13 protein-coding genes are annotated in these 13,184 nt (G+C 41.0%); 8 read left to right on the plus strand and 5 right to left on the minus strand.

The genetic code is table 11. From position 1 onward, the window contains the following. The first annotated feature begins 157 nt into the window (after nt 1-157). From QMN06_RS05595 to QMN06_RS05605, 3 genes are all read left to right on the plus strand, one after another. Complete coding sequence (locus tag QMN06_RS05595) at nt 158-1,234, plus strand: Gfo/Idh/MocA family oxidoreductase (RefSeq protein WP_281971553.1); 1,077 nt, start codon at nt 158-160, stop codon at nt 1,232-1,234. A gap of 112 nt (nt 1,235-1,346) precedes the next feature. Next, on the plus strand, nt 1,347-2,126 hold the full coding sequence (locus QMN06_RS05600) for an SDR family oxidoreductase (protein ID WP_281971554.1): 780 nt from the start codon (nt 1,347-1,349) through the stop codon (nt 2,124-2,126). A 20-nt stretch (nt 2,127-2,146) separates the two neighbouring features. Beyond that, nucleotides 2,147-3,130, plus strand: a complete 984-nt coding sequence (locus tag QMN06_RS05605) for a tripartite tricarboxylate transporter substrate binding protein (RefSeq protein ID WP_281971556.1) — start codon at nt 2,147-2,149, stop codon at nt 3,128-3,130. A gap of 15 nt (nt 3,131-3,145) precedes the next feature. Here QMN06_RS05605 and QMN06_RS05610 read toward each other — a convergent pair whose 3' ends face one another. Continuing rightward, complete coding sequence (locus QMN06_RS05610) at nt 3,146-4,555, minus strand: FAD-binding oxidoreductase (RefSeq protein WP_281971557.1); 1,410 nt, start codon at nt 4,553-4,555, stop codon at nt 3,146-3,148. 72 nt (nt 4,556-4,627) lie between these two features. On the opposite strand from QMN06_RS05610, the gene QMN06_RS05615 reads away from it, so the two are divergent. Continuing rightward, nucleotides 4,628-5,407 (plus strand): formylglycine-generating enzyme family protein, encoded by a 780-nt coding sequence (locus QMN06_RS05615; RefSeq protein WP_281971558.1) that lies wholly within the window; start codon nt 4,628-4,630, stop codon nt 5,405-5,407. Nucleotides 5,408-5,420: 13 nt separating this feature from the next. Here QMN06_RS05615 and QMN06_RS05620 read toward each other — a convergent pair whose 3' ends face one another. Further along, nucleotides 5,421-6,473 carry a transposase gene (locus QMN06_RS05620; RefSeq protein WP_281971559.1) on the minus strand — a complete coding sequence of 351 codons (1,053 nt, stop codon included), beginning with the start codon at nt 6,471-6,473 and terminating at the stop codon, nt 5,421-5,423. A gap of 227 nt (nt 6,474-6,700) precedes the next feature. On the opposite strand from QMN06_RS05620, the gene QMN06_RS05625 reads away from it, so the two are divergent. Then, on the plus strand, nt 6,701-7,036 hold the full coding sequence (locus QMN06_RS05625; RefSeq protein WP_281971560.1) for a c-type cytochrome: 336 nt from the start codon (nt 6,701-6,703) through the stop codon (nt 7,034-7,036). A 15-nt stretch (nt 7,037-7,051) separates the two neighbouring features. After that, the gene (locus QMN06_RS05630) at nt 7,052-8,317 is read left to right on the plus strand and encodes an NAD(P)/FAD-dependent oxidoreductase (protein ID WP_281971561.1); all 1,266 of its coding nucleotides are present in this window, start codon (nt 7,052-7,054) and stop codon (nt 8,315-8,317) included. Nucleotides 8,318-8,370: 53 nt separating this feature from the next. On the opposite strand, the gene QMN06_RS05635 is transcribed toward QMN06_RS05630, so the two are convergent. Together QMN06_RS05635 and QMN06_RS05640 are read right to left on the minus strand one after the other, a co-directional pair. Beyond that, a complete protein-coding gene (locus tag QMN06_RS05635; RefSeq protein ID WP_281971562.1) occupies nt 8,371-9,087 on the minus strand; it encodes a hypothetical protein in 717 nt (238 codons plus the stop codon). Between the two features lie 17 nt (nt 9,088-9,104). Further along, nucleotides 9,105-10,079 carry a tripartite tricarboxylate transporter substrate binding protein gene (locus tag QMN06_RS05640; protein ID WP_281971564.1) on the minus strand — a complete coding sequence of 325 codons (975 nt, stop codon included), beginning with the start codon at nt 10,077-10,079 and terminating at the stop codon, nt 9,105-9,107. A 117-nt stretch (nt 10,080-10,196) separates the two neighbouring features. Between QMN06_RS05640 and QMN06_RS05645 the strand changes: the two genes are divergently transcribed. Continuing rightward, nucleotides 10,197-11,987 carry a thiamine pyrophosphate-binding protein gene (locus tag QMN06_RS05645; protein ID WP_281971565.1) on the plus strand — a complete coding sequence of 597 codons (1,791 nt, stop codon included), beginning with the start codon at nt 10,197-10,199 and terminating at the stop codon, nt 11,985-11,987. Between the two features lie 11 nt (nt 11,988-11,998). Next, on the plus strand, nt 11,999-12,385 hold the full coding sequence (locus QMN06_RS05650) for a cupin domain-containing protein (protein ID WP_281971566.1): 387 nt from the start codon (nt 11,999-12,001) through the stop codon (nt 12,383-12,385). 10 nt (nt 12,386-12,395) lie between these two features. Here QMN06_RS05650 and QMN06_RS05655 read toward each other — a convergent pair whose 3' ends face one another. Further along, nucleotides 12,396-13,175 (minus strand): SDR family oxidoreductase, encoded by a 780-nt coding sequence (locus tag QMN06_RS05655; protein ID WP_281971567.1) that lies wholly within the window; start codon nt 13,173-13,175, stop codon nt 12,396-12,398. Nucleotides 13,176-13,184: the final 9 nt, after the last annotated feature.

Below are 13,184 nucleotides of genomic sequence, written 5' to 3' on the forward strand. Positions count from 1 at the left end.
ACACACTAAGTTGTTATCTATTGAGGATAACTACCGTATGTCTCCGTATTTTTTAATTTTGATGAATTCATTATATTCAAAAATGATGGTACTAGGAATTCACCTCGTTTATACATAAGTAAGTGTAAAATCTTCTTATAAAAAAAGGAGACATATCATGGGTAAACCATTAGGTATTGGAGTTATAGGCTCTGGCAGGATTGGTACTTTACGCGCTAGATTGGCATCCAAACATCCCTCGGTAGGTTTTTTAGCCATATCTGACCAAGACGAAGCAAAAGCAAAGCAATTGGCCCAAACATGTCAAGCAGACTTTTATACGTCTAACAATGATGACGTGATATCACATCCTCAGGTAAATGCTGTTTTTGTTTCGACACCAGAAAATTACCATGTGGCACCAATCATTCGAGCGTTGGAGTTAGGCAAACCAGTACTTGTTGAAAAGCCCTTGGCTATGAATTTAGAAGATGCTGACAAAGTGTTGAAAGTTTTAAAAGAAACCAATGGAAGTTTACATATTGGATACAGTCGGCGATTCAAAGAGTGTTATCTTCGCGCCAAAGAACAAATGAACCATCAACGTTTAGGAAAAATTGTTGGTGGGCAGGCTCGCGTGTATAACTCCCGTTCACAAGCGTTTTCAATATTAAAAAGAGATCCGCATGCAACTCCAGTAGTTGATGTACTGACCTACTATGTGGACTTAATGTGTTGGTTATTGGAAGATCAATGCCATCCAGTAGAAATTATTGCACGTGGTCAAGCTGGAATCTTCAAGGAAGCAGGATTTGGAGCAGATGATGTCACTTGGGCCATTGTGACTTTTTCAGATGGTGCAGTCATTAATTTAGGTATTAGCTATGCTTTACCAGCAAAATACCCAACTCTTGGTCAATCTGATCGACTTGAGTTACTTGGTCTTGAAGGAACGATGATCATTGATGATGATCACATGGATCATCTGCTGTATTCTGACAGAGGGATTCCTCATGCCTATGTACCTGATCATGCAGTCAACATGGCATTTTTAGGCAGTAATACTGCTGGTGATTGGGCGTGTGGAGATTTTTGGGGGCCTTTAGGGAACGAAACACGTTCTTGGCTTGATCAATTAGTCACCGGTCAGGCAACTATGCACTGTAATCCAATGCAAGCTAGAAGAAATTTAGAAACTACATTAGCAATCGAAAAAGCTGTTGCCACTGGAATGCCCGTTAGACTGCCTTTGTAAATCCTGAAATGTTTGTCACGGTTGGAACTTCTAATTTTAAGATACTGACTAGCATTTATTTAGTTTGGTAAGAGATATTCTTAAATAGAGCGCAATAATAAGGAGCAAAAAAATGGATTTAGGCATACAAGGTAAAAAAGCAATTATTTGTGCGTCATCCAAAGGACTTGGAAAAGCATGCGCCTTATCCCTTACCAAAGAAGGTGTTTTAGTCACTATTAATGGACGAACTCAAGCGACGATTGATCAGGCGATTGAAGAAATTTATCAAGCCACAGGAGTACGAATCCATGGAGTAGCGGGAGATATTCGGACAGAGGAGGGAAGATTTGCCCTTCTAGCAGGATGTCCTGATGCGGATATTTTGGTGACTAATAATGAAGGACCAAAACCAGGAAACTTTGCTGATTGGGGTAGGGATGAGTATTTAGAAGCATTTGATGCGAATATGCTGGGACCTGTTCTGATGATTCGTGGCGTATTGCCTGGAATGCGCGAAAGAAAATTTGGCCGTATCGTCAATATTACTTCTGCGATGGTAAAGTCACCATTGCCTCATCAAGGTTTATCTACGGCAGCAAGAACCGCTCTAACAGCCGTCTGTAAAGCTATCTCTAGAGATGTAGCGCAAGACAATGTGACCATTAATAATTTATTGCCAGAACGCATCGACACAGGTCGTCAAATCCAAATGACAGAGCGACAAGCGAAGATTGATAACATTTCTTTTGCTGATGCAAGAAAAAAAATTGAACTAACCATTGCCGCAAAACGCTTTGGTAAGACGGAAGAGTTTGGCGATATGTGTGCTTATTTGTGTAGTAAGCAAGCCTCATTTATTTCTGGGCAAAATATTCAGATTGATGGTGGGTCTTATAGAGGTATTGTTTAAATTAACCAGTAGATATAACCATGAACCAGATTCGACGACTCGTACTAAAAACCTCCTTTTTAACCGCCAGTGCTGGAATGTTCAATCATTCATTGGCTCAAACGAATTGGCCACAAAAGCCGATTCGTTTTATCGTACCCTTTGTACCAGGGGGTACTTCGGATATTGTTTCACGCTTAACAGCCCAGGAGTTATCGAAGTTATTGCCTTATCCAGTGATGATTGAAAATAAAGCAGGTGGTGGCGGAGTGCCAGCAATGTTAGAAGTTGCTAAATCAGCTCCCGATGGGCATACCATCATTTTGGGTCATGTTGGCTCGATGGCGGTCAATCCCTATATTTTTACGAATACTGGATATGATGTGAATCGAGATTTTGTACCTGTTACATTAATTGCAAAAGTACCAAGTTTATTTGTGGTTCATCCGGACTTACCCGTAAATAATCTGAAAGAATTAGTTGCATACACCAAAAAGTATCCAGGTAAATTAAATTACGGCTCCGCAGGAAATGCCAGCGCTGGTCATTTGGCAATGGAATATCTTAAATTAGCAACAGGCATAGAGTTACTGCATATCCCTTATAAAGGAACAGGTCCAGCTCTTACAGATTTACTCGCCGGCAGAATACAAGTATTTTCTGCAGGAACTCCTGCCTTATTGCAATACATTCGAAGTGGAAAATTAAGAGCAATTGCAACTGGAACACCTCAACGCATACCCTCATTACCTAATTTACCAACCGTTGCGGAACAAGGCTACAAAGGATTTGAGTCCGTGCAATGGTACGGCATCATGGCTCCAGCACAGACCCCTGAAGGAATCGTCAAAAAACTTCAAGAAGAAACTTATAAGGCTTTAAGATCGCCGGCAGTAGTTGAGCGTTTCGCCAGTGAAGATGCTGTGATAGGCGGTGGACCTTCTGCAGATTTTGCCGCGCTGATTACGCAACAACAAGGGGTCTGGAAAGAGGTTGTTGCTAAAGCCCACATCAAAGTCGATTAAAAGCAACTCAAGCAACTAAAGCAAAACCTTATGAGGGTTGAGGAGGTTTTGTGGATCTAGTGCTTGCTTAATATTCTGCATCATTTGATAAGCAACTTGCCCACGATGATTCTGAAGATCATTTCTTTTTAATTGACCGATGCCATGTTCAGCCGAGATGGAACCTTGATACTTTTTTATTTGCGCATAAACGATGCGATGGATTTCATCCTCATTCATTTTTAAAAAACCTTTATCTGAACCGATTGGTGCGCACATATTGAAGTGCAGATTAACATCGCCAAAGTGACCAAAATTAATGATTCGAATGCCGGGGAAATTTCTAGAGAGTAAATCGCAAGTATGCGTAATAAAGTCACCAATTTTTGAAATCTCAAAAGAGATATCAAATTTAATATTTGCATCTTCTTTAGCTTGAGCAAGAGTGATGTGTTCTCTGATACCCCAAAATTGTTTGACTTGAGTCAGTGATGTTGAAATGACTACATCTTGGATGAGATCTTTTTCAAGGGCTTTTCCAAGAATATCTTCAAATATTTGAGAGGCCCGAGATTCTGTTGAGAACTCAGCTAGTTCAATGAGTAAAGTATGACTAGATAGTTGAAATACTGGATTGGCAAATTGTGGAAAATGGTGAACAGTTAAATCAAGTGATTCCCTTGACATCATCTCGAAAGCGCATAGCTCATTAGCTGCTTTTCTTTGTAGCTCTTGCAATAAATTGACCATGACTGAGTAATCATTGATTGCAATCAGTGCGGCACAACGGTTGATCGGAGCAGGATAGAGTTTGATTACAGCGGCAGTAATAATCCCCAAAGTACCTTCAGAGCCAATCAATAAATTACGTAAATCGTAGCCCGTATTATCTTTACGAAGACCACGAAGACTATGAAGTATCTCACCTGAAGCAGTTACCACCTCTATCCCTAAACATAAATCTCGCATATTGCCATAGCGCAGGACATTAATACCGCCTGCATTGGTGGCAAGATTGCCACCAATCGTACAACTTCCTTCAGCAGCTAAACTTAATGGAAACAAAGAGCCTAATTCAGATGCTTTTTCTTGGATTGTTTGAAGAATACAACCCGCCTCAACGGTCATCGTTTGGTTTTCTAGATCAACTGATCTGATTTGGTTCAGGCGTTTGAGTGAAAGAATAATTTGCTGACCAATAGGTTCAGGAGTTGCGCTGCCAGTTAAATTGGTATTACCGCCTTGAGGAATAATTGCGATGGAATGTTTGATACATAACTGAACAATCAATTGAACATCTGCAGTAGTTTTAGGAAAAACAACTGCAAGAGCAGTACCTTGAAAAATTCCACGCCAATCCGAGAGGTAAGGTTTCGTTTCGTTTGGGTCAGTCATGACACCCGAAGGACCTAAAATATCAATTAATTTTTGGATAAAATTCGTCATGAATTACTTTCTTTATTAAGATATCCATATTGACACAAATTTATCACTGACCACATATGAAGGTTTGATTTTATGAAAATACCTCACCTTTATTTGAATACTTTCAAAGTATCTATTTTGTTCATTCTCTTTATTGCTGTACAGCACACCCTAGCAAATAGCCCGCCAAAGTCCAGCATACCATTGGTACAGATTGGTAATTTGTCATGGGATCAGTCTGAGATGACGATCAAGGATGTTCAGATTTTTGCAAGCGCAACCGGTTTTATTAGTCAAGCCGAAAAAAATGGTGGAGGACTATCGTATGAGGCAGGATTTGTTAAAAAACCGGGTTGGACCTGGAAAACTCCTTATGGAGTATCGGCAAATGAACATGAACCTGCGGTTCACCTCAATCAAAATGAAGCAGAAAAGATTTGCCGATTCTTCGGCAAAAGATTACCTACAGATGATGAGTGGACTTCTGCGGCATTTTTAGAACAAAGACCTAACCCTCCAGCAGGGTTTGTGAAAGGTCAACGCTATCCATATCCTGGAGGGAGTAATCCCCTGAATGCCCATTGTTTAAATGGTTGTGGAAACTATCAAGGACTTGCACCCCTTGGTGCATTAAATAGAGGAACTGGACATGTACTAACAAAAACCACCCTACCTGGAGTGAATGGCTTATTTGATATGGGGGGGAATGTTTGGGAGTGGACGTCGACGCAACGTAATGGCGGCTATATCACTCGTAGAGCATCTTGGTGGTATGGGCCAGAAAGACAACAAGAAGCAGATATTGAATCGAAGTCAGCTGATATTGCCGTGGTGTATATCGGCTTTCGGTGTGTGGCAGATAAAAATCCTTGACATCCTCCCCGCCCTAAAGGACGGGGATTCCTACCGCTAGACGTTCATGTCCGAACGCAAGAATATTGAGAGCTCCATTGATGTCCCTGTCGTGAACAGATCCACAATGACACTTCCAACTTCTCTTATTCAAATCAGCTCTACCTTTCGGACTATTGTCGGAGATTTCTCCGCAACTCGAACAGATTTGGCTTGAATACGCTTCATTCACTTCCTCAAATATCACGCCAGCCTGACGGCTTTTATATACCAACATGGTTTTGAGTGATGACCATCCAGCGTCTAGCGTAGATTTAGCCATCTTCGTTTTTACTAATTGACTGCTTGATACATTCCCGACAAATATTGCGCCATACTCTTTGGTGAGCATGGTACTAAATTTATGTAACTCATCCTTGCGACGATTTTTAATCTTCGCATGAATGTTTTTTACCTCTAACTTTTTATTCGCTCGTTGAGTAACTGCCAAGGCATCTTCTAACTTACGGTAGTTTCTACCTTCAAGACGTTGCCCATCACTAGTTACAGCGCACTCCTTTAAACCGAGGTCAATACCAACAGACTTGGATGCCTCATTGGCTTTTAGTTTGACTTTCACTGTTGTATTGAAATACCAACGACCTCTAGAATCTTCACAGAACGATCCGGTACCAAGTTCGTAATTTGAGAGTCCGTAAGAGTCCCAAAGACTGATTGCTTTTCCTTGGTAGTGAACCTGTCCATTTTTATATTTGATAGCAGACTTCTTGAATGGAATCCATCCTAGTGAGCGTTGAGAACCATGAGACTTTCTCCATCGCAATTTTACTTTTCTGAATTGTTTTCTACGCGTTACAAATTCCTCATTAACCGCTTGGACTGATTGGCTATGCAAACTCAAGCCTTCTTTTGTTGCACCAGTAGTGTATTGGCTTAAATCGTAAGCCGAAAAGAATTTGCCTGTTTTTTTGGTATGAGTATAGGACAAGTCATTAACGAAATTCCATATGAAATTAACTTCCTTACTTTGAGAGAGTAGGAATTTTGCGTGCTTATCCTTAACGCGTAATGAAAGGGTTTTTGTCATTACCATATACTGTATATTTTAACAGTGCAGACCTTAAATATCAACATTTACATCATTTTACGTCACTTATCCCCCAGCTAAAGCAAGGGGTTTTGTGACGTGTTTTGGATAAAAACTAAGTTATAAGATAATAAGAAAACAATCTAAAAAAGTGCTGACTTACAACATATTTATATGTCGATGCAGATTAATATATCTATCTAAAAATAAAGTTTTAAAGGTAAAAAATGAATTTAAAAAAATATAAGTTGGTTCAGGCATTCTTCATCACAAGTTTTAGCATGCTTTTTTTGAATATTACTGTAATGGCGCAAACCAAATCTGCTCAAGAACTTTATCAAAGAGGTCTTGCGGCCACTTGTGCCAATTGCCATGGAACAGAGGGCAAGGGTCAAGAAAACGCTAGTATGCCTAAAATAGATCAGTTAACAAGTGAGCAGATATTGACTCAGTTAAAAGCATTTAAAAGTGGGGCTAGAACAGGTACCATCATGCCGCAGTTAGCAAAAGGCTATACCGATGAGCAAATACAAACGATTGCCGATTATCTCGGTAAAAAATAATAAAAAGGAATCGCTATGGATCGCCGATATTTTTTAGGAACGCTTGGTGCACTTGCTGCTTACCCATCGATAGGAAGTGCTGCGAGTTTAAATAAAGCAGAAATTGTTGTTGTTGGAGGAGGGTATGGCGGCGCAACTGCAGCTAAATACCTACGACTGTTTTCCAATTACACGGCAAAAGTAACCCTGATTGAACCTAATGCGCAGTTTGTTTCTTGTCCATTATCTAATTTAGTTGTGGGTGGCTCAAGATCAATTGGTGATCTCACATCTTCGTATGCTAATTTAAAGACTCGTCATGGAGTTAAAGTCATCAAAGATTATGTTGCTTCCATTGATCGTGATAAAAAGACACTCAAACTCGCGTCTGGGAGTACAGTGAAGTTCGATAAACTCCTTTTATCTCCCGGCGTGAGTATGATGACTGACAAAATTGAAGGTCTTGCCAGTGCTAATCAATCTGGTGCAACTATTCAAGCTTGGAAAGCGGGAGCGGATACTGTTGCGCTTCATCAACAATTAGCAGCGATGGAAGACGGTGGAGTGTTTGCGATCAGTATCCCACTTGCGCCTTATCGTTGCCCTCCAGGCCCCTATGAGCGAGCGTGTCAGGTTGCGAGTTATTTTAAAAAATATAAACCCAAGTCCAAGATCCTTATTTTAGATGCGAATCAAGATATCGTATCTAAACCTGCGCTATTTAAAAAAGCTTGGGCAGAAGAGTATCCTGGCATGATTGAATATCGCCCACAATTTAACGTTACTGAAGTTGATGGTAAAACAAAGACCATCAAGTTTGAAGTGCAAGAGGATATCAAAGCGGATGTTTTGAATATTTTGCCACCTATGCGCGCTGGAGATATTGCAGTCAATGCAGGAATTGCAAATGCGAATGGTCGTTGGGCTGAAGTGAACTTTTTGAACTTTGAATCAACTTCTGCGAAAGATATTCATGTGCTTGGGGACTCTATTCAAATTGCGCCTCTCATGCCTAAATCAGGGCATATGGCCAACTCCCATGCCAAAGTTGCAGCTGCTGCAATTGTTGCTGAACTCAACGGCTGGGATATTAATCCAGCACCAGTTTTAACCAATACTTGTTACAGCTTTATTGATGCTCAAAAGGTGGTGCATGTGGCCAGTGTTCATCAATATAATCCAGCTGAGAAAACATTTAAAACTGTTCCAGGCTCTGGAGGGTTGTCACCTGAACCTAGTGTTTTAGAGGGAGTATATGCATGGGGTTGGGCTCGAAATATTTGGGCGGATAGTTTAGGTTAATTGATTGTTCAATGGGCAGCATAGCTGCCCATTTTTTTGCTGAGGGGGAATTCTTAACCCTTAGGCATGAGTTCTAATATTTTCCCGCTACCAATTATTTTCTCAGTACCATGACACGCTTGAATTGCAGCCCAGATAGCAGCTTGATTGGTTGAGACTATCGTGCAGTCGTATTTTTTCTCCCAGGCATCAATGTGCTCCATGATTTGATATGCCCCTCCTGCGAGAATAATGGCATCTGGTTTAGTTGCTGCCAGTTTTGCAATCGCTTTTTCTGCAGGTTCAGGACCGAGTTCAATAATTTTTTTCACGTCCGTTAGGTTAAAAAAATCAACGGAGGTGATTTCTACACCATGAATTTTTCTAAAGTATGCTTTGGCATTTGTTGCCAAACTACTGTTATATGGTGAAAGCATTGCGACATTCTTTGCTCCGATTGCTCTTAAGATTCTTCCAATAGAATGCGCAGTAGTTACTGCAGGCACTCCTGAAATTTCCGTAATTCTTTGAACAATATCAGCATCGTAGTTTTCTGGACCATAAAGACTTGCGGCAGTTTGTAAGAGGATGATTACCTCAGGTTTAATCGTGCCAATTAATTCTGTTTGATAGTTGATATCTGCATCGTGTTCTTTCCAGCCAATTTCATCGACAGAGCTCACTTTTACACGTGAGATAAAGAGCTGATAATTTTTTGGTAGAACACGGTTGAATTCAATTTCTACTGCAATGTTAGTGGCAGGTAATAACATGCCGATGCGATGAATCATATGAAGTCCTGATGAGATTAATTAACTTTTATATTTGCTGCTTTAACAACTTTTTGCCAAGTATTTGATTCTTTATTGATTAAATTTTTTAATTCCTCAGGAGAGCTACCAATAGGTCTAGCTCCTGCCTTTGATAGGCTGGCACGATTCTCTGGTTTTGCAAGAGCTTTTACGAAAGCTTCATTGAGTCTCTTAACAACAATATCAGGTGTGCCTGTTGGCACCACAATACCGATCCAATCAGACATGTCAAAGTCTTTTACTCCAGATTGATCAACCGTCGGCACTTCCGGTAAGCTCTCATCGCGATCCAAGGTTGTTACGGCTAAAGGTATTAAGCGGTTCGAACGGATTTGTTGAATCGCTGATGGAACGGCAGCAAACTGAAGTTGGGTAACATTACCCAAAATTGCCGCAGTGGCCTCACCACCACTTTTATACGGGATGTGCGTTAATTTTGTACCTGTAGAGTATTCGAATAAGGCGCCTGCCAAATGCGGTGCACTTGCGTTTCCGGCGGATCCATAGTTGATCGCTTCAGGATTTTTCTTTGCGTACTCAATTAATTCCTTGATACTTCGAACCGGAAATTGCGGATTTACAATCACCACTAGAGGAACTTTTCCTACCAGACATACTGGAGTTAAATCTTTTTGTGTGTCAAATGGCATTTTACTGATAACAAACGGGTTTGCTCCAAATGCTGTATTGGCAACACCTAATGTGTAACCATCAGGTTTAGATTTGGCAACAAGGTCCATGCCAATGGTTGCCCCTCCACCAGGACGATTTTCGACAATGACACTTTGACCTAACTCTTCTGAAAGAGAAGGAGCTAATAGGCGCATGACGACATCATTGGATCCACCAGGAGCGAAGGGTACAATTATTTTAATAGGTTTATTCGGAAATTCATTGGCATTGACATGCCAAGAATTGGTTGTGAATATGACAGAAAGGCAAAGCACAAAACTTTTTAAGAATTGAGTCATTAGTGTCTCCTTGTTATGCATGTAGATTAACATAGAAGAAATATGCAATTCCTTTTTATAATGAATTTTTTATAAAATAAGTTATGCTGATATGAATATAAAAAATATGGAGATACGATGCCAAAAATGAATGGTGGAGAAGTCATAGCCGAGTACTTAGTTAAGCAAAAAGTTCCCTATATCTTTGGTATTTGTGGGCACGGTAACGTTGGTATTTTAGATGCTTTATATCATCTTAAAGATCAAATTACTTTGATTTCACCGAGGCATGAGCAATGCGCTGGTCATATGGCTGATGCGTATTTTAGGGTGAAGCATGAACCTGTTGCAACGTTAACATCCACTGGCCCAGGATCTGCTAATTTGGTTATGTCATTAGCAACAGCCTTATCTGACTCTTCTGCATTTTTAGCGATCACGGCGAATGTGCCTACATCACAAGCTAATCGTGCGCCATTTCAAGAGTTATACGCGCATAATCAGGCAGATTTTGCCCAAGTGTTGCGACCTGTTGTGAAGCGTACTTTTCAGCCTTCTCGAGTAGATATGTTGCCCCTTGCGATGCGACAGTCCTTTGATACGATGCTTACTGGCAGACCAGGACCTGTGAATATTGATGTTCCCTATAATGTTTTTCAAGAATCCGATGATGTTGAATTACAAGCTCCTGGACATCGCCTAGGTGAGCATCGTCCTGGCGCGAATGCACAAGATATTGCATTGGTGGTGCAGTTAATTAAAGCATCCAGCAGGCCTGTACTATTTATTGGTCAAGGGGTGAGTTTATCGGAAGCTAGTCCAGAGATTACCGAGCTATCCCAATCATTTGGCATACCTGTGATTACTTCACCCAATGGTATGGGGTGCGTGCCAATGGATAATCCATTAACACTGGGCTTCATTGGCCGAAATGGCGCTTATCCTGCGAACCAAGCAGGACGTCATGCAGACTTAGTAATTTGTATAGGTACACGCTTTGATGATCGCTCTTCATCATCATGGCATCCTGGTTATTCATGGAACTTTCCATCGACAAAACTCATTCAAGTGGATATTGATCCAGCTGAATTAGGGCGTAACTATCCACCAACATTAGGCTTAATAGCAGATGCGAAAGTCTTTACGCGACAACTTCTGCAAGGGCTTGCAAATGAGACCCAAATAAAAGCTGATACTTATTTAGCGTGGCATGGAGAAATTGCTGTTTGGCAACAGGAGTGGAATCAGTTCATGAATCCCAATTTCTCTAAAATTGAGACGCCTATTCGTCCTGAATATATTGTGGCTAGCATCAATGATGTAGCGCCAGATGATTTAATTTTATTATTAGATTCAGGAGTGCATCACAATTGGTTTATGCAGTTTTGGAAACCAAAAAGACCACAAAGTATGCTCAATAGTTGGGGCTATTCCTCTATGGGATTTGGTGTCTGTGGGGTGTTAGGTGCTCAGCTTGCTGCGCCAGAAAGAACCTGTATTGCTGTAGTTGGTGACGGTGGATTTATGATGGCACCCCATGTTGTCGCAACTGCGGTTGAATATAATCTGCCTTGTATTTGGGTCGTTTGGAATAATTTTGCTTGGTCAGCGATTCGGGATATTCAGTTAGGCATGTTTGAAGGACGTGAGATTGGCACGGCATTTTATAAAGGGACTCAGGGTCCTGGTGGCGAAAAATATAATCCTGATTTTGCGATGTGGGCGAAAGCTTGTGGAGCCGATGGTTACACGGTGACCAGAAGTGAAGATTTTCGGGGTGTTTTAGCGCAAGCCATTCAAAATAAAAGACCAACGGTGATTGATGTCCATGTCAGTGCTGATATCAAACCCCCATCAACAGGAACTTGGCAATTACCACCAATACCCTATAGAGAACCCGTCTTTGGTAAACCATGGCAACCCAACTAATGGAGTAATTGATGAAAAAAACAAAAACCCGTCAAGCAGTTATTCGTCATCTATCTGAAATACCTTGGATACAGTATCCAGGTCATTTTGATCGGGCTTTATCGAAAGAAATTGTTTCACCGAATACGACAGATAGTAAGATTTTTGATTATCGGATCTCCACCTATCAACCTGGAGCCTTTGTAGAAAGTCACGTTCATCAAGTACAAGAACAGATTTATCACTTTTTAAGTGGCGAAGGGATGTTAATACTGGATGATAAAAAATACATCATGGGTGAACATGATGTGGCTTATATTCCTCCTGGCGTTGTCCATGAGTTACACAACACGGGCTTAGAAAATTTGGTCTTTTTGGTGATAACAAGCCCCGTTAATGATAAGGAAAATTTTAAATAGTCAGTTTGTTTTATTGAGCTGCATATCCACCGTCAACCAATATATCTGAACCAGTTACAAATGCAGATGCATCACTGGCTAGATAGACTGCTGCGAGAGCGATTTCTTCGGGTTGCGCAAGTCTGCCTAATAAATGCATAGGGCCTAAAGCCTCTCTTGCCTTTTCCATCGTACCAAAACGGAGCGTCATCCGCTCCGTTTCAACAGCACCTGGAGAGATCGTATTGGTGCGAATTTGATCTGCAGCGTGATCAATTGCCATCGCGCGAGCTAAGTTAATAAGGCCACCTTTTATGGCGCAGTACACTGCACGATTTGCAGTACCAACTCTACCAAGTTGAGATGCAATATGAATAATTGATCCTGATTTTGCGGCAATCATGTGTGGAATGGTGGCCTTACTCATTAAAAAAGCACCCGTCAAATTGACAGAAATAGCCTTATTCCAATCAACTAGGGAATAGTCAGCAACACTACCACTAGGATCTTTTGCTGCGGCACCATTCATGAGGACATGAATCGAGTTTCCGTAGGCTTTGGCAACTGTTGCTACAGCAGCTTGCGTCGCTGGCTCATCACTCACATCTACATAAACTCCAATTGCTTGACCGCCCATATCAGTAATTTCAGCGGCGGTTCGCTTTGCATTTTCTTCAAGAAAGTCTAAACAGCCAACTTGAGCACCTGCTTGAGCAAAGGCGATGGAAATTGCACGACCAATCCCTTGACCAGCTCCAGTAACAATGGCAACTTTTCCTTTTAAGGAATATTTGTCGAGTATATTTTCCATGATTGTCCC

This window comes from Polynucleobacter sp. SHI8, from assembly GCF_027944005.1.
In the GTDB taxonomy this organism is placed as follows: Bacteria; Pseudomonadota; Gammaproteobacteria; order Burkholderiales; family Burkholderiaceae; genus Polynucleobacter.

Excerpts from the sequence above, each read along its gene's own strand:
- QMN06_RS05595 (WP_281971553.1), top strand. The coding sequence starts at position 158 with ATGGGTAAACCATTAGGTATTGGAGTTATAGGCTCTGGCAGGATTGGT.
- QMN06_RS05600 (WP_281971554.1), top strand. The coding sequence starts at position 1,347 with ATGGATTTAGGCATACAAGGTAAAAAAGCAATTATTTGTGCGTCATCC.
- QMN06_RS05605 (WP_281971556.1), top strand. The coding sequence starts at position 2,147 with ATGAACCAGATTCGACGACTCGTACTAAAAACCTCCTTTTTAACCGCC.
- QMN06_RS05610 (WP_281971557.1), bottom strand. The coding sequence starts at position 4,555 with ATGACGAATTTTATCCAAAAATTAATTGATATTTTAGGTCCTTCGGGT.
- QMN06_RS05615 (WP_281971558.1), top strand. The coding sequence starts at position 4,628 with ATGAAAATACCTCACCTTTATTTGAATACTTTCAAAGTATCTATTTTG.
- QMN06_RS05620 (WP_281971559.1), bottom strand. The coding sequence starts at position 6,473 with ATGACAAAAACCCTTTCATTACGCGTTAAGGATAAGCACGCAAAATTC.
- QMN06_RS05625 (WP_281971560.1), top strand. The coding sequence starts at position 6,701 with ATGAATTTAAAAAAATATAAGTTGGTTCAGGCATTCTTCATCACAAGT.
- QMN06_RS05630 (WP_281971561.1), top strand. The coding sequence starts at position 7,052 with ATGGATCGCCGATATTTTTTAGGAACGCTTGGTGCACTTGCTGCTTAC.
- QMN06_RS05635 (WP_281971562.1), bottom strand. The coding sequence starts at position 9,087 with ATGATTCATCGCATCGGCATGTTATTACCTGCCACTAACATTGCAGTA.
- QMN06_RS05640 (WP_281971564.1), bottom strand. The coding sequence starts at position 10,079 with ATGACTCAATTCTTAAAAAGTTTTGTGCTTTGCCTTTCTGTCATATTC.
- QMN06_RS05645 (WP_281971565.1), top strand. The coding sequence starts at position 10,197 with ATGCCAAAAATGAATGGTGGAGAAGTCATAGCCGAGTACTTAGTTAAG.
- QMN06_RS05650 (WP_281971566.1), top strand. The coding sequence starts at position 11,999 with ATGAAAAAAACAAAAACCCGTCAAGCAGTTATTCGTCATCTATCTGAA.
- QMN06_RS05655 (WP_281971567.1), bottom strand. The coding sequence starts at position 13,175 with ATGGAAAATATACTCGACAAATATTCCTTAAAAGGAAAAGTTGCCATT.